Consider the following 19,066-nt stretch of genomic DNA (forward strand, 5'->3'; position numbering starts at 1 on the left):
TGGACCTATGAGCCGTGGCGGGGGGTGTTCTATCCCGAGGGGCTGGCCCGGAAGCGCGAGCTGGAGTTCGCCAGCCGCGCCCTGACCTCGATCGAGATCAACGGCACCTATTATTCGACCTTCAAGCCCGACAGCTGGATGAAGTGGCGGGACGAGACGCCGGAGGGCTTCGTCTTCGCGGTCAGGGCCAGCCGCTACTGCATCAACCGCAAGGTGCTGGCCGGCATGGGCGAGTCGATGGAGCGCTTCCTCGGCCAGGGCCTGACCGCGCTCGGCGACAAGCTGGGGCCGATCGGCCTATTGAGGCCTGGCCGTCTTGCAGGGCGGACGCGCCGGAGCCCTGTGGGGCGGCGGGCTCAGCGCCTGAGCAGGGCGAAGTCCAGCATGAGCTCGGGGGCGACCGAGGTTTCCAGCGGACGCTCCGCAACCTTCCTTGGTGAAAACGCCATGCGACCGGTCGGATCGATGACCCGCCCGGTGTGCGCCGTCGGTCCGCGAACGGATTCGGGGGCCGCGCCCGCGGAGGATCGAAGGGCGGAGGCCGGGCCCTCCCGCTCGAACCGGCTGCTCATCAGCAGCCCCATCAGCAGACGACGCTCGTCGGGGCTTTCCTGGTAGAGGCTGTCGTAGCGCCCGGAGTGAGGGGGCGGTCCGCCCTCTGCTCGCACCGCCGCGGAAGACTCGGGGATGTCGAAATCGACCGCCGCCGGGCCGGCCGGGGATCGCCGGCCGGACGCCTGGCCCCCCGGGTCGAGCCGTCCGCTCATCAGCATGCCCATGAGCAGACGACGCTCATCGGCCTGCTCCTGCACGAGGCTGTCATAGCGTGCCTGGAGATCGGCCTGGGCCCGCTGGCTCGTCTGGGCCTTGTGCTGGAAGACAGCGACCGCGCGCGCCAGGCGACCGACGCCCGTAACCGGGCCCCGGAGATCAAGGGGACCATCGACATGACCGTCCGCCAGCCGTTCGAAATGATCGGCCAGGGCGTCGTACGGCTTGAGGGTGGTCCGGATTATGGCCCGGGCGACAAGGGCGCAGACCACCCAGAGCAGGAGGCCTGTCAAACCGGCGGAGACGGCGTCGCGGATCAGCGCCTGCTGACCGGCCGGATGCATGAGCCGCTCGCCCGCGGCGATGAGGAGGTCAAGCTGCAAGGCCGCCAGGACGCCCAGTAGCGTCGCGGCCAGCGCACCCCAGATCAGGACCGCATGGTCCCTGAATGGAAAAACCCAATGGAGACGGGAGATGTCGAAGTTCCTTGGAAGCCCCCGGCAACGTTATGGCGCGATCTTCAGAGCCTGTGTAGATGGTAGTTCTACCAACGCACGGTCCGGTGCGGCCCAGTTGGCTTCAACCCAAATCCTGAAGACAGAAACGAGGCTCCGGGCCTTCAGTTTTTCCATCATATGGAGCCTATGCATCTCAACCGTCCGTATACTGATCTCAAGGCTGTGCGCGATCAACTTGTTCGGCATTCCCGCAAGCAGGCCTTCCATCACCTGGGTCTCGCGAGGAGACAGAAGCGCCAGCCGGGCGACGGCGGCCGCCTTGCGGTCCATGCCGACCTCGGTGGCGGCGAGCCTCTCGAACGCATCGGCGACCATGCCGAGCAGGTCGGCGTCATCGTAGGGCTTTTCCAGAAAATGCAGGCAGCCCGCCCGCATGGCGTGGGCGGCGAGCTCCATGTCGTTATCCCCGGTGAAAAGGATGACCGGCATCGTCACACCGCTCGCGATCAGCTGGTCCTGAATGGCCAGTCCGTCCGGTTCCGGCAGGTGAATGTCCAGCAGGACACAGCCGGGATAGGGGTCGGGCTGGCGGCGCAGGAAATCGTCGCCTGACGCATAGCTGCGGATGTCATAGCCCGCCGAGCGAAGCCGCCGGGCCCCATGGACCCTGGTGTCTGCATCCGCATCGACGATATGGACGAGGCGATCGACCTGCACAGGCTGTGTCCTGACGGACGTATGGCCCGGGAAGGTGGGCCGGAGGCGCGAATCCCGCGCCGGAAAACCATCCGCTTTAACCACGTTCGCTTTAAAAGGTTGCCGTCGCCCTATTCCTGCGGCGCGGCGATCAATGCAACGCAGCGGCGCTTTCCGTCTTCGGGGACGAGGCAGAGACCGTGGGAGCCGGGCCGGCCGAGCGGGGCCAGTTTGAAGTCCACGGCCTGACGCAGGCCCGCCGACATCGATCCGAAGCGTGCGCCCGGACTACGGCCGGCCGGTTCGGCCTCCGCCGAAGAAGTCCAGGCCGGGTGCGGCTCCTCGGTCGCATAGAGCCGTTCCGGCTCCATCGCCGGATCATAGAGGGCGATCTGCAAACCTGGACGGTGCGCTTCAAGCGACGCGATCCGAACCGGCGGGCCGGCGCAGCCTGTACCGTCGAGGCATGGAGTTGGCGACTCAGGTAAAGGAGATACGGCTTTCCAGGTAATATAGGCGCCAACCGCCACGCCGATCAGAATGGACACGATACGCATACTGTTACGCCTTACTGATTAACCCCCGGGTAACCATAATGTCTGGTCGACGCAGATCGTTCCGGGTACTCCATACCGGTAGAGTTATAGAGCCTACAGACAGTATTAGTACGGTTGCATCATTGGATTTGGCGCGCCGTCGCTGCGCTTGCTGACAGCGGCCGGTCAGCAAGGGCCGGGATGAAGAACAGCCGCGACCGGCGCCATCCTCGTCAGCGGGGCGAAGGCTGCCCGCCCCATGCTGATCGGCGGCTGAACCACCAGCCAATCCCGGCTATGTTTAAGGTCCTGATCTTCTGACCCAAGCGGAGCCTGTCATGACCGGAACCATTCGCGTCGGCGTCGGCGGCTGGACCTATGAGCCGTGGCGGGGGGTGTTCTATCCGGATAGCCTGACGCAGAAACGCGAGCTGGAGTTCGCCTCGCGGGCCCTGACCAGCATCGAGATCAACGGCACCTACTATTCCGGGTTCAAGCCCGGGACCTGGATGAAGTGGCGCGACGAGACGCCGGACAGTTTCGTGTTTTCGATCAAGGCCAGCCGGTTCTGCACCAACCGCAAGGTCCTGTCGGAGGGCGGCGAGAGCGTCGGGCGGTTTCTCGACCAGGGGCTGACGGCGCTGGGCGACAAGCTGGGACCGATCAACTGGCAGTTCATGGCCACCAAGAAGTTCGATCCAGCGGATTTCGAGGCGTTCCTGAAGCTGTTGCCGAAGGAACAGGACGGCGTGCACCTGCGCCATGCGCTGGAGGTGCGCAACGCCAGTTTCGACACGCAGGAATTCTACGACCTGGCGGCGGAATACGGCGCCGCCATCGTCTACGCCGAGGACGACGAGGCGCCCGGGTGGCCGAGGATCGACCAGCCGACCGCCGAGTTCACCTATGCGCGCCTGATGTCGAGCCGGGAGGACGAACCGACCGGCCTGACCCCGGACGAGCTGGACCGCATCGCCGCCCGGGCGCGCGAATGGGCCGGGCGGGGCGACGTCTTCGCCTATTTCATCGCCGGGGCCAAGGTGCGCAATCCGGCCGCGGCCCAGGCCCTGATCGCGAGGCTGGGCCAGTGACGGGCCAGGTGCGGGGAAGCTGCCACTGCGGGGCCCAGCGATTCGCCGCCCCGGCGCCCGAGACGGTGACGCACTGCAACTGTTCGAGCTGCACCAAACGCGGGACGCTGGCCGCCTACTATGCGCCGGGGGAGGTCGAGATGAGCCTCACCCCGGAGATCCTGGCCGCCTACCAGTGGGGCGACCGGATGATGACCTTCCATCACTGCACGACCTGCGGCTGCGCCGTGTTCGCCGAATCCGACGCCTGGACGACGGACGAGGGCGAGGACCGGCCCGCGCGCATCGTCCTGAACGCCCGGCTGTTCGACGACTTCGATCTGGACGCCGTGCCGGTCCGCCATGTGGACGGGCGCAACGGCGGGTAGCCCCTAGCCCCTGGCCCCTCCCGAGGCTAAACCTCCGGATGAACGGGCCCCCGTCAGAGCGGGCCATACAGGGACAGGAAACGGACATGGCACGAGTGGCTCTGGTCACGGGCGGCACCCGCGGCATCGGCAAGGCGATCGTCCAGCGGCTGAAGGAGGACGGCATGGCCGTCGCCGCCGGCTATTCCGGCAACGCCGAGGCGGCCGAGGCCACCGCGCGCGAGCTCGGCGTCATGGTGGTCAAGGGCAATGTCGGCTCGTTCGAGGACTGCCAGCGCGCCGTGGCCGAGGTCGAGGCCCGGCTGGGCCCGATCGACACCCTGGTCAACAACGCCGGCATCACCCGCGACGGCTTCTTCCACAAGATGACCGCCGACCAGTGGTCGGACGTGATCCGCGTCAACATGGACAGCGTCTTCAACATGACGCGCCAGGTGATCGGCGGCATGCGCGAGCGGGGCTTCGGCCGCATCGTCAACATCTCCTCGATCAACGGCCAGAAGGGCCAGATCGGCCAGACCAACTATTCCGCCGCCAAGGCCGGGATGATCGGCTTCACCAAGGCCCTGGCGCTGGAGAACGCGCGCAAGGGGGTGACCGTGAACTGCATCGCCCCGGGCTATATCGACACCGAGATGGTCGGGGCCATGGACGAGACGGTGCTGGCCGGGATCATCGCCCAGATTCCCGTCGGCCGGCTCGGAAAGGGCGAGGAAATCGCCGACATGGTGTCGTGGCTGGCGGGGGAACGTGCCGGATATGTCACAGGCTGCACCCTGTCCCTGAACGGCGGTCAGTATCTGGTCGGCTAGCCCCCCGTCCGCCCAAAATCCGCCGCGCGGCGATTCCACGAAGTCCGCATGGATTTGACGGCGAGGGTCAGGACGGCGCGCGGGCCGCTTCCGGCCGCGGTGGCGATCGCCCTCGCGGCGGCCGTGCTGTCGCTGCTGGCCGCGCCTTCCGGGACGGCCGCCCAGAACCGCGGCAATGTGCAGGCCGAACAGAGCCGCGCGCTGAAGCACCGGCGGCCGTCCTCGCCGGCCCTGCCGCCGGTCGGCCGCTATGTGGCGGACTCCGGCGAGGGCTTCATCCTCGACCGTTCGGGCCGCCATCCGCTGCTGCGCTTCGAGCGCCGCGACGAAACCTGGGTGCTGAGGCCCAGCGCGGCCCCGCGCGGCGACGTCATCTATCGCAACGACGCCGGCGAGCAGGTGCTGAGGGTGACCCCCAGCGGCGGCGTCACCGTCTATACGCCGCGCGCGCCCGGCGGATCGCCCGCCTCGTTCACGGGCGCGGGCCAGAGCCTGACGCCGCCGACGCTCGGGCCGATCCTGCTGTTCCGGCTGATGGCCCAGCGCAGCGCCATGGTCAGCGAGGTCGTCGGCCGGCTGGTCGAGGTCAATCTGGACGGCGACCAGTCGGAATCGCTGTGCGTCGAGGCCCTGGTGGTGTCCACCGAAGCGGTCATCCGCATCGCCCGCTCGCCGACCGCCCGCCAGTATGTCAGCGATCTGCGCAGCATCACCGTCGTCGAGGGCGAGCGCGCCGGGGTGACCTATTCGCGCGGGCGGCTGACCGTCACCGTCGATCCGGCCGAGGGCATGGCGGGGCGGCCCTCCTCGGCCCGCGTGATCCGCGCCATCCTGTCCTGAGCCCGTCCCCGGCGGTCAGCCGGCGAACCCGTCCTTGGCGGCGCGGCGGAGGGCGAAGTCGGCGGCGTCGGCGGCCCGCAGGAAGGGGTTGAACGCCTTTTCCGCGCCGATGGTAGTGGGGACCGTCGGCTGGCCCCGCTCGCGCGCGGCGAACACCGCCGCGGCCCGGGCCGCCATCTGCGGCCGGTCGTCGAGGCTGAGGGCGAAGCGGGCGTTGGCCGCGGTGTATTCGTGGGCGCACCAGACCAGGGTGTCGTCGGGCCAGGCGGCGAGCCTTTGCAGGCTGTCCCACATCTGTTCGGGAGTCCCCTCGAACAGCCGGCCGCAGCCGAGGGCGAACAGGGTGTCGCCGACGAAGGCCTGACCGCCGGCCGCGTCCCGGTAGACGATGTGGCCGAGCGTGTGACCGGGGGTGTCGGTGACCTCCAGGGCCGTCCCGCCGAGCCTGACCACGTCGCCGCCGCGCACGGTCCGGTCCAGCGGGGCGGCCCGGCGCACCTCCCCGGGCCCGACGATCTCGCACCCGGTGGCCGCCTGCAGCGCCGCATTGCCCTGGGTGTGGTCGGGGTGCCAGTGGGTGTTGAGGATCATGTCCAGCCGGCCCCAGCCGGACCGCTCCAGCTCGGCCAGGATGGCGGCCGCGTCGGGCGTGTCGACCGCGGCCACGGTCCCGGTGGCGGCGTCGCGCACGAGGAAGCCGTAGTTGTCCGAAAGACAGGGGAACAGGCGAACGTCGAGAAGCATGGCGCATTGTAGCAGCGGCCCTTCGCGCGGCCTATGGTGAGCCTATGCGGCGCAGCATCGAGGAGCTCCGGACCTTCTACGGCGAGCCGGCCGGCGCGCTGGCGCGGCGCCTGCTGGCCCGGCGGCTCGACGACGCCTGGGGCGAGGCGGCCGGCTGCGACGTGCTCGGCGTCGGCTACGCCACGCCCTGGCTGGACGCCTTCGTCGGCGCCCGCCGGGTGGTCGCCGCCATGCCGGGCGGGCAGGGCGTCGAACTGTGGCCGGCCGTGGGCCGCAACCGCACCGTGCTGGTCGACGACCGCCGCCTGCCGTTCGCCGCCGGGGCCTTCGACCGCATCCTGCTGATCCATGCGCTGGAGGAGGCGGAGGACGCCGCCGGCCTGCTGCTGGAGGCGGTGCGGACCCTGTCGCCGGCCGGACGGATCATCCTGGTCGCCGCCGCCCGGGGCGGGCTGTGGTCGCGGGTCGAGGCGACGCCGTTCGGCCACGGCCGGCCGTTCACCCGGCGGCAGCTGGAGCGGCTGGTCCGCGACGCGGGGCTGGAGCCGACCGCCTGGTCGCAGACCCTCTATGTGCCCCCGTGGGGACCGCTGCTGCCGCTCGCCGACGGTTTCGAACAGGTCGGACGCCGGATCCTGCCCGGGGCCGCCGGGGTCATCCTGCTGGAGGCGACGCGACAGGCCTACGCCCGCGTCCACCCCGGCGGGGCGACCGCCGCGGCCCCGGTGCTGGCCCCGGCCCTGCAGCCCCAGCCGGCCTCGCGCAGCCGCCGGGTCCGGCCCTGATCCGGCGCCGGCGCTTTGCAGCCCGGCCGCGAGGCCCTAAAGGGCGGACATGCAGAGACTGATCCTGATGCGGCACGCCGAGGCCGAGCGGGCCGCCGGCTCGGGCCGCGACCGCGATCGCGGCCTGTCGGCGCGGGGCCGGAGCGACGCCGTCGCCATGGGCCGGGCCCTGGCGGCCCGCGGCCTGCGCCCCGACCTGGCGCTGGTGTCGCCGGCGGCGCGGACCCGCCAGACCTGGGACCTGCTCCACGACGCCTTCGGCGATGTCCAGATCCGCGACGACGAGGCCCTGTTCAACGGCGGGGCCGACACCCTGCGCCGCCTCGTCGAGGGCGCCGGGGACGAGGCCGGCTGCCTGATGCTGGTGGCGCACAATCCGGGCGTCCACCTGCTGGCCGTCGAATACCTGGTCGAAAGCGCCGCCTCGCCGTCCGTGCTCGAGCGCATGACCGGCGGCTTCCCGCCCGGGGCGGCGGCGATCTTCAGCGTGGACGCGGCCGGGCGACCGGTCCTCGAAGGCTGGCTGCGGCCGCGTGACCTGGCCGGCGAATGAGCGGTCCGGTCTACAAGCTGGTCGGGCGGACCGAATGGGCGGCGGCGCGCGCGGCCGGGGCCTATGCCGGGTCCGAGGTCGACCGCGCCGACGGCTACATCCACCTGTCGACCGCGGCCCAGCTGGCCGAGACGGCGCGGCGGCATTTCGCCGGCCGGGCCGATCTGGTGCTGGTCGCCGTGGACCCCGCGGCGCTGGGCGGGGCGCTGCGCTGGGAGCCCTCGCGGGGCGGCGACCTGTTCCCCCACCTGTACCAGCCCCTGCCCCTGTCGGCGGCGGGGCCGGAGCGGGCGCTGGCGGTGCGGGCCGACGGGGTCATGGTGTTCGAGGACGGGACGGCCGGATGGACCTGAGCGACATCGGCGCCGCCGCGCTGCGGTCCGTCGACCCGGAGACGGCGCACCGCCTCGCTTTGCTGGCGCTGCAGGTCGTCCCCCTGCCCGCCCCCGCCGCCGACGACCCGGTGCTGGCCACCACGGTGGCCGGCCTGCGCCTGCCGAACCCGGTCGGGCTGGCGGCGGGCCTCGACAAGAATGCGGAGGCGCTGCGCGGCCTGGCGCGGCTGGGCTTCGGCTTCGTCGAATGCGGCTCGGTGACGCCGCGGCCGCAGCCCGGCAATCCCCGGCCCCGGCTGTTCCGCCTGGCCGAGGACCGCGCCGTGATCAACCGGATGGGCTTCAACAACGACGGCCTCGAGGCCTTCGCCGCCCGGCTGGCGCGCCGGCCCGCCGGCCTGACGCTGGGGGCCAATCTGGGGGCCAACAAGGACACCGCGGACAAGGCCGCCGACTATGTGGCCGGGCTGACGCGCCTGAGGGGCCTGGCCGACTATGTGACGGTCAACGTGTCCTCGCCGAACACGCCGGGGCTGCGCGACCTGCAGGGCCGGGCGGCGATGGACGACCTGCTCGGACGGCTGGCCGAGGCCCGGGCCGGAGACCGGACGCCGCTGTTCCTGAAGATCGCGCCCGACCTGACGGCGGCGCAGATCGGCGTGATCGTCGAGGCCGGACTGGATCACGGCCTCGACGCCCTGATCGTCTCCAACACCACCCTCGAGCGGCCGGAGAGCCTGCGCTCGCGGCACAGGGGCGAGGCCGGCGGACTGTCCGGGGCGCCGCTGAAGGCCGCCGCCGCGGCGGCGCTGCGCGCGGCCGCCGAAGCCTCGGCCGGCCGTCTGCCGCTGATCGCGGTCGGCGGCATCGATTCCGGCGAGGAGGCCTATCGGCGCATCCGCGCCGGGGCCTCGGCGGTGCAGATCTACAGCGCCCTCGTCTACGGGGGGCCCGGCCTGGTCGGCCGCCTCAAGCGCGAGCTGGCCGATCGTCTGAAGGCCGACGGCTTTTCCACAGCCGCGGAGGCCGCCGCCAGCGCCCGTTGACGGAGCGTTAGGGCAAGCCGGGCAGGATGCCCGAGGGTCAAGACGCCCGGTCCCAGAGGGAGCCGCATGCCGATCGCCAAAGCCGACAGGCCCGCCGCCCCCTCCGTCGACGGCTGGGCCGGGGCGATCCGCCAGCGGCGCAGGACGCTGCTGCAGCGGATGGGCATGGCGTCGGCCTGCGCCCTGGTGTTCAGCCCCCTGATCGGCTGGTCCCTGAGCGCCGGCTGGGTGCTGGGCTATTTCCTGGTCCAGCTGACGGACCTGTGGATCTTCGGCCCGGTCAACGCCGGCCGCACCGAGCGTCTCGGCGGCCTGCGACGCCTGGCCGGCGACGCGATCCTGATGGTCAACGCCGGCTATTTCGGCAGCCTGGCCGTGCCGCTGTGGATCGTCGGCGGGCCCATGGGCGGCATCTGCGCGGCCATGCTGCTGTCGGCCGCCGCCATCTATTCGATGATCAACGCGCCGCGCTCGGCCTCGGTGCTGGCGCTGACGACGGCGCCGCAATTCCTCTACCTCGCCTCGACGCCCTTCTTCATGGCCGCCCACGGCGCGTCGCCCGCCTTCGTGACGGCGGCCGCGGTCGCGGTCGGAGTGTTCATCAGCTACTGCGTGTCGACCTGGCAGCGCATGAACCAGGCCCGGATCTCGGAGGACGCCGCCCGCGTCGAGGCCGAGGAGAAGCGCGCCGACGCCGAGCGCATCATGGAGGGCCGCAGCGCCTTCCTCGCGGCCGTCGGCCATGACCTGCGCACCCCGATCAGCGCCATCCTGACGGGCTCGGCCGAACTGGAGCGGGGGGCCACGGACGGCGCCGCCCGGGCCCAGGCGCGGCTGATCAACGACGCCGGCTTCATGATGAAGGCGCTGCTGGACGACCTGCTGGACCACGCCAAGCTCGAGGCCGGGCACATGACCGTCGATGCGGTCGACTTCAACCTGCGCGACCTGCTGAACCAGTCGGCGCGGCTGTGGCGCGGCCCGGCCCGGGCCAAGGGGCTGAAATTCAGGATCGAGGGCGCCGCGAACGTGCCCGGCGCGGTGCGCGGCGATCCGATGCGGCTGCGGCAGGTGCTCAACAACCTGATCTCCAACGCCATGAAATTCACGGTCGCGGGCTCCATCACCCTGCGGCTCGACGCCTGGCCCGAGGACGGGGGCGGCCACGCCGTGCTGATCGAGGTGGCCGACACCGGGCCGGGCATGACCCCCGAGCAGCTGGCGCGGCTGTTCACGCCGTTCGACCAGACCGCCGACGGCGTCAGCGCCCGGCACGGCGGCACCGGCCTGGGGCTGTCGATCAGCCGGCAGCTGACCGAGCTGATGGGCGGCCGGCTGACGGCGCGCAGCCGCGTCGGCGACGGCGCGCGCTTCACCCTCGCCCTCCGGCTGGACGCCGCCCGGGCCGCCGTCGCCGTCGCCTCGGCGCTCGATCAGGAGAGCCGCGCCGCCGTCGCCCGCGCCCTGTCGAGCGGCCCGTCGACCCGGCCCTCCGCCCCGGCCACGCCGCCGCCGCCGGCGCAGTCGCTGGCCGAGGCGGCCCGCGGCGCCCCCCAGCCGGCGCCGGAGCCGGCGGCCGACGACGAGGAGGGGCGGCCGATGCGGGTGCTGGTCGTCGACGACCACGACATCAATCGCCGCGCCATCCAGCTGATCCTCCAGCCCCTGGGCTGCGACATCGCCACCGCCGCCGACGGCATGGCGGCGCTGAAGATCTGCGAGCACACCGCCTTCGACCTGATCTTCATGGACGTGCGGATGCCCGAGCTCGACGGGCGCGAGACGACCCGCCGCCTCCGCGCCGGCGACGGTCCCAACGCCCTGGCCCCGGTCATCGCCGTGACCGCGGACACGGCGCCGGAGGACATCGCCGCCTGCACCGAGGCCGGGATGACCTATTTCGTGCCCAAGCCGATCACCCCGCCCATGCTGCTGGGGGCGATCAACCATGTGATGACGTCGGCTCAGGCGGACGGCGAGGGCGCCGTCGAGAGCGCCGCCGCCTGATCCCGCACCGCCGCGACCAGCCGGGCGGCGAAGCCCGGATCTCCGAGGCCGCACTCCCAGACCGTCAGCACCCGCCAGCCGGCCGCCTCCAGCGCCGCCGCCGCCGCCGCGTCGCGGGCGCGGTTGCGGTCGATCTTGGCGGACCAGTAGGCGGCGTTGGCCTTGGGGGCCCGGGCCCCGCGCGGGCAGTCGTGGCCGTGCCAGAAGCAGCCGTGCACGAACACCGCCGTGCGCCGCCCCTTCATCACCAGGTCGGGCCGTCCGGGCAGACCGGCGCCGCCGAGCCGGTAGCCGATCCCGGCCGCGCGCAGGATGCGCCGCACGGCCCGCTCCGGCCCGGTGTCGCGCCCCTTCACCCGCCGCATCACGGCGCTGCGCTGTTCGGGCGTGAAGACGTCGGTGGCCATCGGGCAATCGGCGCTCAAGCAGCGAGCGTTGGCGCCCCTCCTCAGAGCCGGGTCAGCAGGTGCTCGGCCGAGGACACCTTGAACTCGCCCGGCTGCTCGACATTGAGCTGGTCGACCACGCCGTCCCGGACGATCATCGAATAGCGCTGCGAGCGCTCGCCCATGCCGAAGCCCTTGGCGTCCATCGACAGGCCGAGGGCGCGGGTGAAGTCGCCGTTGCCGTCGGCGAGCATGAGGATGTCGTCCTTGCCGACGCCCTGGCTGTCGGCCCAGGCGCCCATCACGAAGGCGTCGTTGACGGACAGGCAGGCGACGGTGTCGACGCCCTTGCCGGCCAGCGCCTCGCGCTGTTCCTTGAAGCCCGGCAGGTGTTTGGCCGAACAGGTCGGGGTGAAGGCGCCCGGCACGGCGAACAGGGCCACGGTCTTGCCGGCGAAAACCTCGTCGGTGGAGACCGGCTTCGGGCCGTCGTCGGTGGCGCGGGTCAGGGTGGCCGAGGGGATGCGGTCGCCGATCTGGACGGTCATGGCAGGCTCCGGAGCAGGGTGGGAGGGAAGGACGCCCGGTCCAGATAGGCGCTGTGGCGGTCCGCGCCAACCTTTCCCGCGGCCGCCGGCCTTGCGCCCGCCGCGCCCGCTCCCGATGATAGGGGCATGAACGATTTCGACTCCCTCGCCGGGCGGCTGCTGGTGGCCATGCCCGGGATAGGCGATCCGCGCTTTGAGCACGCCGTCATCCTGGTCTGCGCCCACCGCCCGGACCACGCCATGGGCCTGCGGCTCGACCGGCCGGCCCCGGGCGTCGACCTGAAGGCGGTGCTGGACAGGCTCGAGACCCCGGCCCCGGACGCGGCCGCCGGCCGCGCCGTGCTGGTCGGCGGGCCAGTCGAGCGCGAGCGCGGCTTCGTGCTGCACACCGACGACTGGCTGGTCGAGGACGCCTCCCTGGCCTTCGGCGACGGCCTGGCCATGACCGGCACGCGCGAGGCGCTGGCGGCCATGGTCGATCCGGCCGGCGGGCCGCGGCGCTCGGTGCTGCTGCTCGGCTACGCCGGCTGGGGCGAGGGCCAGCTGGAGGACGAACTGGGCGAGAACGTCTGGCTCACCGCCGACGCCGATCCGGAGCTGATCTTCGATCCGGACTACGAGGGCAAATGGGCCCGCGCCGTGGCCGGCCTGGGCATCGATCCGGCCCAGCTGTCGGGGCAGAGCGGGCGGGCCTGACGGTCAGGCCGACCGCGCCTTGATCGGCGCGCTGCCGTCAGCGAGGGACTCGTTCAGATAGACCTCGGCCTCCTGGGCCGGCAGGGCGGGGGCGTAGCCGAAGCCCTGGCCGTAGTGGCACTGGGCCTCGAGCAGGAGTTTGGCGAGGCCGGCGTTCTCGACGCCCTCGGCGACCACCTCCAGCGACAGGTCGCGGCCGAGGTTGACCACCGACTTGACGATCTTGGCCGAGCCCTCGTCGGCGTCCATGGTCAGCACGAAATAGCGGTCGATCTTCAGCGTGTCGAACGGCAGCTTGGCCAGCCAGGTCAGCGACGAGAAGCCGGTGCCGAAGTCGTCGAGGGCCAGCGAGGCCCCGACATCCTTCAGCCGGGTCAGGACGGCCGCGGCGCGCGTGGTGTCGCGCATGATGTCGCCCTCGGTGACCTCCAGCTTGAGGGCGCCGCGCGGCAGGCCGGCGTCGGCGATGATGCGGGCCACGTCCTCGACCAGATTGGCCCGCTCGATCTCGCCGACCGACAGGTTGACGCTGCAGAACAGCCGGCCGGCCGACGGATGCCGGGCCAGCCATTCGGCCAGCTGGCGCGCCGACCGGGTCATCATCAGCAGGCCCAGCTCGTTCATCAGGCCCATCTCGTCGGCCAGGCCGAGGAATGCGTCGGGCGGGACCAGGCCGCGCTGCGGGTGACGCCAGCGGGCCAGGGCCTCGAACCCGGCCACCGCCCCGGTCTCGAGATTGACGATGGGCTGGTAGAAGGGCTCGATCTCGCCGCGCACGAAGGCGTTGCGCAAATCGGCCTCGAGCGCCAGCCGCGACAGGCCGTCGGTCTCCAGCGCCCGGCCGTAGGCGGCGGCCCCGCCGCGGCCGGCCGTCTTGGCCTGTTCGACGGCCAGTTCGGCGCGGCGCAGCAGTTCGGCCGGGTCGGGCGCGTCCGGCCCGCCCTCGGCGGCCACGGCGCCGATCGACACGGTCGGATAGATGTCGAACCCGGCCACCCGCAGCGGCTGCTCCAGCGCCTCGCGCAGCCGTTCCGAGGCGGCCCCGGACCCGCGCGGCACGATGACCGCGAACTCGTCCTCGCCGACGCGGGCCGGGTTGGCGTCCTGGGCGAAGGCCCCGTTCAGGCGCGAGCCCAGCGCCGCCAGCACCAGGTCCACGCGCTCGTGGCCGAGCGCCTCGTTGAGGCGGCGCAGGCGGTCGACGTCGGCGACCACGAGGTCGTAGTCGCCCGGCTGGGTCAGGGTCTCGCCGACGCGGGCGAGGAAGGTGCGGCGGTCCAGCAGGCCGGTCAGATGATCCCGGTGCGAGGCGGCGAACTTGGTCTCCAGCGCCACCACCCCGGCGGCGCGCAGGCCGTCCTCGAGCCAGACGCCGCGCCAGATGCAGGTCTCGGCGTCGCGCATGCGCAGGCGCACGGCGACCTCGGAGCCCTCCTCCTGCGGCTTGAGGATGCGTTCGGCGAGGGCCCGGTCCGAGGGCACGGCCACGGCGGTGAAGGCCGCGCCCGAACACTCCGGGGCCAGCGGTCCGAGGCCGAGCGCGCGGGTCGCCCCGGTGAAACGCATCCGGTCGTCGGCCGGGGTCCAGATCCACAGCGCCGCGTCCGCAGCGGCCAACGCCTCGATGGCGGTCGTCGCGTCCCAGGCCAGACTTCTGGAGCGAGTATTCAAAACGCGTGACGATCCTGACAGGACGGCGCCCGGGTCAGCCGCCGCGTCCGGCCGCGTCATTGACGATGCCGAACAGCAGATGGTCTGCCCATGCGCCGTTAATTTTAAGATAAGCCCGCGCCTGCCCCTCGAGCGCGAAGCCGGCCTTCTCGAGCACCCGCCGCGAGGCCAGGTTGGTCGGCACGCAGGCGGCCTCGACCCGGTGCAGCTTCAGGGTGTCGAAGGCGTGGGCGACCACGGCCCGGACCGCCGCGGTGGCGTGGCCCCGGCCCGCATGGGGCCGGCCGATCCAGTAGCCCAGCGACCCCGCCTCGGCGACGCCGCGACGCACGTTCGACAGGGTGACGGCCCCGACCAGGGCCTGGTCCGGCCCGGCGAGGATGAAATAGGGCCAGGCGTTGCCGGCCTCCATCTCGCGGGCGTAGATCGACAGGCGGCGTCTGAAGGCGGGCCGGGTCAGGTCGTCCTCGGGCCAGGTCGGCTCCCACGGCTGCAGATAGGCCTGCGAGGCCTGGCGCAGGGCGGCCCAGGCCTCGTAGTCCGAGCTCCGCGGCGGCCGCAGGGTGACGCCCTCGCCCCGGACGACGGAGCCGGTCGCGTCGTTGATCCAGTCGAGCAGGGCCATGCCGGGACGATAGCCGCCGGACGCTCAGCCGAAAAGGGCGTCGCGGAAGGCGGGGCCGGCCGCGGCGGCGGCCCTGGGGCCCAGCACCGCGGTCGCCGCCCGGCCCGCCGACAGGGACCGGGCCGCGGCGGCGCGGACATCGTCGACGGTCTGGGCCAGGGTCCGGTCGGCCATCACCCGGGAGGCGACCGGCGCGCCGAAGATCAGCACCTGGCTGGCGGCGCGGCCGGCCCGGGCGGCCGGGCTCTCGTCCGACATCCACAGGCCGGCGTTCATCACCGCCTTGGCGCGCGCCAGCTCGGCCGCGGTCGGGCCGTCCGAGGCCAGCGCCCTCAGCTCGGCCGCGCACACCCGGGCCAGCTCCACCGCCCGGTCGGCGGCGGCGCCCGCATAGATGCCGAGGACGCCCGCGTCCTCATACGGCTCCTGGTAGGCGTCGATGGCGTAGGCGAGGCCGCGGTCCTCGCGGGCGCTCTGGAACAGGCGCGAGGCCATGCCGCCGCCGAGGATTTCGGCCATCAGCCGCGCCGCCGCATAGGCGGGATCGGCCGCCGACGGGGCGGGCAGCTGGAAAACGAGGTTGGCCTGTTCGATCCGCCGCGACAGGGCCGCGTGGCCGCCGGTGAAGCGCGAGGCCGCCGGCGCGTCCGCGGGCGTGGCCGCCTCGCCGCCGAACCAGCGCTCGGCCAGGGCCAGCAGCCCGGCCTCGTCCACCGCCCCGGAGGCGGCCACGACCATCCGGTCCGGCGAATACAGCCGGGCCCGCCAGTCGCTGATCGAGGCCCGCGTGAGCGGCTCCAGGCTGGCCACCGAGCCGAGGATCGGCCGGCCGAGCGGCTGGCCCTCGAAGGCGCGGGTCTGGGCCATTTCGAAGACGTGGTCGTCGGGGGTGTCGAAGGCCTCGGCGATCTCCTGGGCCACCACGTCCTTCTCGCGCTCGATCTCGTCCGGGTCGAGGCGCGGGCGGAACACCAGGTCGGACACCACCTGCATGGCCAGGGGCAGGGAGCCGTGCAGGGCGCGGACCTCGAAGGTGGTCCGCTCATAGCCGGTCGAGGCGTTGAGCGAGCCGCCCTCGGCCTCGATGCGCTCGACGATGTCGCGGGCGCCCATGTCGCCCGCCCCCTTGAACACCAGGTGTTCGAGGCAGTGGGACCAGCCGGAGCGGGCCTCGTCCTCCCATCTGGCGCCGCCGCGCACGGCCACGGTCAGGGCCAGGGTGCGCAGGCCGGGCATCGGATCGCAGACGACGCGGACGCCGTTGGACAGGGTGTGGAGGGTGGCGGTCAGGAGGGGCTCTTTCGCGGGTCGCCGCGCGGTTGGCGGCGGAGCAGGGCGATGTAGACACCGGCCAGGGCCAGCGCCAGTCCGAACCAGGTGATCGCATAGCCGAGATGGTTGTTGGCGAAGGCGGCGGGGGGCGCGGACGGCTCCAGCGCCGGCCAGTCCGGATTGGAGGAGGTCAGGGCGAACAGGGTCCAGGGGGCCACGCCCCCGTCGACGCCGAGGGCGCGGGCCATGGCGGCGTTGTCGCGGGCGTAGAAGCGGCGTCCCTCGGCGGCCAGGGCCATCGGACCCGGGGCAGGCGTCCGACGCACCTGGGCGACCAGCCGGACCGGCGCCCCCGACGCCGAGACGGGCGGGCGGGCGGGCACGGCATCCTCGACGAAGCCCCGGTCGACCAGCAGGGTCCGGCCATAGCCGGGATGGCGGCAGGCCGAGATCAGGCGGACGCCGGGCCGGCCCCGGTGGATGGTCCGGAGCTCCACGAACGGCGCGGTGGCCAGGCCCGGGCAGGTCAGCGACACCTTGCCGAACTCGGGATCGTCCGCGCCGAGGACATCGGCGGGGGCTTTCGGCGGGGCGGCGGCGGCGGTCTCGGCCCGGGCGATCAGGCCCTGTTTCCACTGCAGCCGCTGGACCTGCCAGAGGCCGAGCGCGATCAGGACGGCGAAGGCCAGCGCCGAGGCGATGGTCAGGCCCCAGGGGAAGCGGCGCATCTAGTCCTCCCCTGAGGGGGAGGAATGGTTCCTCATCTGCAGGGCGATCATGACGCCCTTCGCGGGCCGCATCAGACCCAGCGACAGCCCCGCCACCAGCGGCAGGGCCACGGCCAGCATGGCCCAGATCGGCGGATCATACGCCAGCTGGACGAACAGGGCCCCGAACACCACCGGCGCGCCGGCGATCTGCATCACGAACACCGCGGCCCCGTCGCCGGTGTTCAGCCGGGTGAAGTCGAAGCCGCAGATTTCGCAGCGCCCGGCCACCTTCAGGAAGCCGGCGAACAGGCGTCCCTCGCCGCAGTTCGGACAGCGGCAAAGCAGACCGGCGCGGATCGGGTCGATCCGCGCCGGCCGAGGGTCCGGAGCTGACGGTCCCGTCGTCACCCGAAGGTGACGTAGACGAAGGCGAACAGGAACAGCCAGACGACGTCGACGAAATGCCAGTACCAGGCCGCCGCCTCGAAGCCGAAATGCTTCTGCGGCGTCATCTGGCCGGCGAGGATGCGCAGCAGGCAGACGGTCAGGAAGATGGTCCCGATCAGCACGTGGAAGCCGTGGAAGCCGGTCGCCATGAAGAAGATCGACCCGTACAGGCCCGAGTTCACCGCCTCTTCGTTGAAGAACAGGTTCTCGTGGATGATGTGGCTGTACTCATAGGCCTGGATCGCGGTGAACAGCATGCCCAGGGCGATGGTGACGGCCAGGCCGATCTTGGTGGCCTTGCGGTCGCCGACCTGCAGGGCGTGGTGCGCCCAGGTCACCGTCGTGCCCGACAGCAGCAGGATGATGGTGTTGAGCAGCGGCAGCTGCCAGGCGTCCAGCACCTCGACGCCCCGGGGCGGCCAGGTCGACCAGGCGGCGGCGGTCTCGGCCCAGTTGCCGATCTCGGGAATATGGCCGCGGGCCTCGTTGAAGACCGCCATCTCGAAGAACATCCAGAAGAAGGCGGCGAAGAACATCACCTCGGAGGCGATGAACAGGATCATGCCGTAGCGCAGGCCGATCGAGACCACCGGGGTGTGGTCGCCCTGGCGGCTTTCCTTGATGACGTCGGCCCACCAGCCGAACATCGACACCAGCACCCCGGCGAGGCCGGCGAAGAACAGCGGCTTGCTGCCGTCCGAGAGCAGGGCCGCGGCCAGCGGACCGGAGTCGGTGGGGGCCAGCCCCTTCATCCAGACCACGGCCCCGACCATCATCACCACGACGGCGATCGAGGACACCAGCGGCCACGGGCTGGGGTTCACCAGGTGATAGTCGTGATGCGGAACGGCGTGGGCGTCGGCCATCTGGATCTCTTGCAACGGTCGAGAGTCGTGTGGGGAGGCTATAGCGTCCGCTATGCGCCCGCGCCAGTAGCCGGCGCGGCGATTGCGGCGTCTTCGGCGCCCTTGGTCGGATAGAAGGTGTAGCTGAGGGTGATCTCGCGCACGCCGCGGCTCTCGCGGTCGGTGGCGATCTCGGGGGCGACGAAATACTGGACGGGGAATTTCATCGTCCGCCCGGGCTGGATCGTCTGCCCCTCGAAGCAGAAGCACTGCAGCTTCTGGAAATAGGGGCCCGCCCGCTCGGGCACCACATTGTAGGCGGCGGTGGCGTGGATCGGCCGGTCGGAGGTGTTGGTCACGTCGAAGAAGGCCATGCCGGTCTCGCCGATGCGCACCCGCTGGCTGACCTGCTCGGCGCGGAAAATCATCGGCAGGCCGCGGACATTGGTGTCGAAGCGGATCAGCACCGTCTCGTCCAGCACGGTCCCGGGGGCGGCCTCGGCCTTGCGGACCGTGCCGTCGAAGCCGGTCACCTGGCAGAACATCCGGTACAGGGGCACGGCGGCGAAGGCCGCGCCGGTCATGACCATGACGGCGAAGACGCAGGCGATGGCGATCAGGTTCTTGCGGTTCATGGCCTCCCCCTCAATCGGGCTCCACGACCAGCCGGGCCGCGGCCCCGTCGGCAGCTTCGTCCCGGTTGCCCTGCAGCTTCAGGATGGTCGTGGCGAACACCAGCACGATGAAGGCGACCAGCGCGGCGGCGAGGGCGAGGTTGCGCCGCTTGCGGGCGGCGAGTTGTTCGGGGGTCAGGCGCATGGCGG

Annotated in this window: 25 protein-coding genes; 12 read left to right on the top strand and 13 right to left on the bottom strand. The window is 71.9% G+C overall.

Annotated elements, in window-relative coordinates; genetic code table 11:
* Together Q0588_RS02815 and Q0588_RS02820 are read left to right on the top strand one after the other, a co-directional pair.
* On the top strand, positions 1-618 hold a 618-nt coding region (locus Q0588_RS02815), incomplete at its 5' end, for a DUF72 domain-containing protein (RefSeq protein ID WP_298743568.1).
* A gap of 20 nt (positions 619-638) precedes the next feature.
* A complete protein-coding gene (locus Q0588_RS02820; protein WP_298743570.1) occupies positions 639-1,175 on the top strand; it encodes a hypothetical protein in 537 nt (178 codons plus the stop codon).
* Positions 1,176-1,277: 102 nt separating this feature from the next.
* On the opposite strand, the gene Q0588_RS02825 is transcribed toward Q0588_RS02820, so the two are convergent.
* Both Q0588_RS02825 and Q0588_RS02830 read right to left on the bottom strand, forming a co-directional pair.
* The gene (locus Q0588_RS02825) at positions 1,278-1,946 is read right to left on the bottom strand and encodes a response regulator (protein ID WP_298743571.1); all 669 of its coding nucleotides are present in this window, start codon (positions 1,944-1,946) and stop codon (positions 1,278-1,280) included.
* A gap of 110 nt (positions 1,947-2,056) precedes the next feature.
* Positions 2,057-2,482, bottom strand: a complete 426-nt coding sequence (locus tag Q0588_RS02830) for a hypothetical protein (protein ID WP_298743573.1) — start codon at positions 2,480-2,482, stop codon at positions 2,057-2,059.
* Between the two features lie 317 nt (positions 2,483-2,799).
* On the opposite strand from Q0588_RS02830, the gene Q0588_RS02835 reads away from it, so the two are divergent.
* From Q0588_RS02835 to Q0588_RS02850, 4 genes are all read left to right on the top strand, one after another.
* Positions 2,800-3,552 carry a DUF72 domain-containing protein gene (locus Q0588_RS02835; protein ID WP_298743575.1) on the top strand — a complete coding sequence of 251 codons (753 nt, stop codon included), beginning with the start codon at positions 2,800-2,802 and terminating at the stop codon, positions 3,550-3,552.
* Positions 3,549-3,920, top strand: a complete 372-nt coding sequence (locus tag Q0588_RS02840; RefSeq protein ID WP_298743577.1) for a GFA family protein — start codon at positions 3,549-3,551, stop codon at positions 3,918-3,920. The genes Q0588_RS02835 and Q0588_RS02840 overlap by 4 nt, the downstream gene beginning before the upstream one ends.
* An 86-nt stretch (positions 3,921-4,006) precedes the next feature.
* A complete protein-coding gene (phbB, locus tag Q0588_RS02845; protein ID WP_298743579.1) occupies positions 4,007-4,732 on the top strand; it encodes an acetoacetyl-CoA reductase in 726 nt (241 codons plus the stop codon).
* 48 nt (positions 4,733-4,780) lie between these two features.
* Positions 4,781-5,572, top strand: a complete 792-nt coding sequence (locus Q0588_RS02850) for a DUF4908 domain-containing protein (RefSeq protein WP_298743581.1) — start codon at positions 4,781-4,783, stop codon at positions 5,570-5,572.
* 15 nt (positions 5,573-5,587) lie between these two features.
* Here Q0588_RS02850 and gloB read toward each other — a convergent pair whose 3' ends face one another.
* A complete protein-coding gene (gene gloB, locus Q0588_RS02855; protein ID WP_298743583.1) occupies positions 5,588-6,316 on the bottom strand; it encodes a hydroxyacylglutathione hydrolase in 729 nt (242 codons plus the stop codon).
* A gap of 44 nt (positions 6,317-6,360) precedes the next feature.
* On the opposite strand from gloB, the gene Q0588_RS02860 reads away from it, so the two are divergent.
* From Q0588_RS02860 to Q0588_RS02880, 5 genes are all read left to right on the top strand, one after another.
* A complete protein-coding gene (locus Q0588_RS02860) occupies positions 6,361-7,101 on the top strand; it encodes a methyltransferase domain-containing protein (RefSeq protein WP_298743585.1) in 741 nt (246 codons plus the stop codon).
* A 49-nt stretch (positions 7,102-7,150) separates the two neighbouring features.
* Positions 7,151-7,654 (top strand): histidine phosphatase family protein, encoded by a 504-nt coding sequence (locus Q0588_RS02865; RefSeq protein WP_298743587.1) that lies wholly within the window; start codon positions 7,151-7,153, stop codon positions 7,652-7,654.
* Positions 7,651-8,007, top strand: a complete 357-nt coding sequence (locus Q0588_RS02870; protein ID WP_298743589.1) for a DUF952 domain-containing protein — start codon at positions 7,651-7,653, stop codon at positions 8,005-8,007. Before Q0588_RS02865 ends, Q0588_RS02870 begins: the two co-directional genes overlap by 4 nt.
* Positions 7,998-9,035, top strand: a complete 1,038-nt coding sequence (locus Q0588_RS02875) for a quinone-dependent dihydroorotate dehydrogenase (RefSeq protein ID WP_298743591.1) — start codon at positions 7,998-8,000, stop codon at positions 9,033-9,035. Before Q0588_RS02870 ends, Q0588_RS02875 begins: the two co-directional genes overlap by 10 nt.
* 66 nt (positions 9,036-9,101) lie before the next feature.
* Positions 9,102-11,042, top strand: a complete 1,941-nt coding sequence (locus Q0588_RS02880; RefSeq protein WP_298743593.1) for an ATP-binding protein — start codon at positions 9,102-9,104, stop codon at positions 11,040-11,042.
* On the opposite strand, the gene Q0588_RS02885 is transcribed toward Q0588_RS02880, so the two are convergent.
* Together Q0588_RS02885 and Q0588_RS02890 are read right to left on the bottom strand one after the other, a co-directional pair.
* Positions 11,000-11,449 carry a very short patch repair endonuclease gene (locus Q0588_RS02885; RefSeq protein WP_298743595.1) on the bottom strand — a complete coding sequence of 150 codons (450 nt, stop codon included), beginning with the start codon at positions 11,447-11,449 and terminating at the stop codon, positions 11,000-11,002. The genes Q0588_RS02880 and Q0588_RS02885 overlap by 43 nt on opposite strands.
* 41 nt (positions 11,450-11,490) lie before the next feature.
* A complete protein-coding gene (locus tag Q0588_RS02890) occupies positions 11,491-11,976 on the bottom strand; it encodes a peroxiredoxin (RefSeq protein ID WP_298743597.1) in 486 nt (161 codons plus the stop codon).
* A gap of 126 nt (positions 11,977-12,102) precedes the next feature.
* Between Q0588_RS02890 and Q0588_RS02895 the strand changes: the two genes are divergently transcribed.
* Positions 12,103-12,672 (top strand): YqgE/AlgH family protein, encoded by a 570-nt coding sequence (locus Q0588_RS02895; RefSeq protein WP_298743599.1) that lies wholly within the window; start codon positions 12,103-12,105, stop codon positions 12,670-12,672.
* Positions 12,673-12,675: 3 nt separating this feature from the next.
* Here the strand turns inward: Q0588_RS02895 and Q0588_RS02900 are convergent, their stop codons facing one another.
* From Q0588_RS02900 to Q0588_RS02935, 8 genes are read right to left on the bottom strand one after another with little or no spacing between them, the layout of a single operon-like run.
* Complete coding sequence (locus tag Q0588_RS02900) at positions 12,676-14,343, bottom strand: bifunctional diguanylate cyclase/phosphodiesterase (protein ID WP_298743601.1); 1,668 nt, start codon at positions 14,341-14,343, stop codon at positions 12,676-12,678.
* Between the two features lie 34 nt (positions 14,344-14,377).
* The gene (locus Q0588_RS02905) at positions 14,378-14,968 is read right to left on the bottom strand and encodes a GNAT family protein (RefSeq protein WP_298743603.1); all 591 of its coding nucleotides are present in this window, start codon (positions 14,966-14,968) and stop codon (positions 14,378-14,380) included.
* Between the two features lie 24 nt (positions 14,969-14,992).
* Positions 14,993-16,204: a pitrilysin family protein gene (locus Q0588_RS02910; protein WP_298743605.1), complete on the bottom strand. Its 1,212-nt coding sequence runs from the start codon at positions 16,202-16,204 to the stop codon at positions 14,993-14,995.
* A gap of 50 nt (positions 16,205-16,254) precedes the next feature.
* Complete coding sequence (locus Q0588_RS02915; protein ID WP_298743607.1) at positions 16,255-16,968, bottom strand: SURF1 family protein; 714 nt, start codon at positions 16,966-16,968, stop codon at positions 16,255-16,257.
* On the bottom strand, positions 16,969-17,358 hold the full coding sequence (locus Q0588_RS02920) for a DUF983 domain-containing protein (RefSeq protein WP_298743609.1): 390 nt from the start codon (positions 17,356-17,358) through the stop codon (positions 16,969-16,971).
* Positions 17,355-18,263, bottom strand: coding sequence for a cytochrome c oxidase subunit 3 (locus Q0588_RS02925; protein ID WP_298743610.1), 909 nt, complete (start codon positions 18,261-18,263; stop codon positions 17,355-17,357). The genes Q0588_RS02920 and Q0588_RS02925 overlap by 4 nt, the downstream gene beginning before the upstream one ends.
* A gap of 50 nt (positions 18,264-18,313) precedes the next feature.
* Positions 18,314-18,877 (bottom strand): cytochrome c oxidase assembly protein, encoded by a 564-nt coding sequence (locus Q0588_RS02930; protein ID WP_298743612.1) that lies wholly within the window; start codon positions 18,875-18,877, stop codon positions 18,314-18,316.
* A 10-nt stretch (positions 18,878-18,887) separates the two neighbouring features.
* Positions 18,888-19,061 carry a hypothetical protein gene (locus Q0588_RS02935; RefSeq protein WP_298743614.1) on the bottom strand — a complete coding sequence of 58 codons (174 nt, stop codon included), beginning with the start codon at positions 19,059-19,061 and terminating at the stop codon, positions 18,888-18,890.
* Positions 19,062-19,066 lie beyond the last annotated feature (5 nt).

Source organism: uncultured Brevundimonas sp. (genome assembly GCF_937870815.1).
Classification (GTDB): domain Bacteria; phylum Pseudomonadota; class Alphaproteobacteria; order Caulobacterales; family Caulobacteraceae; genus Brevundimonas.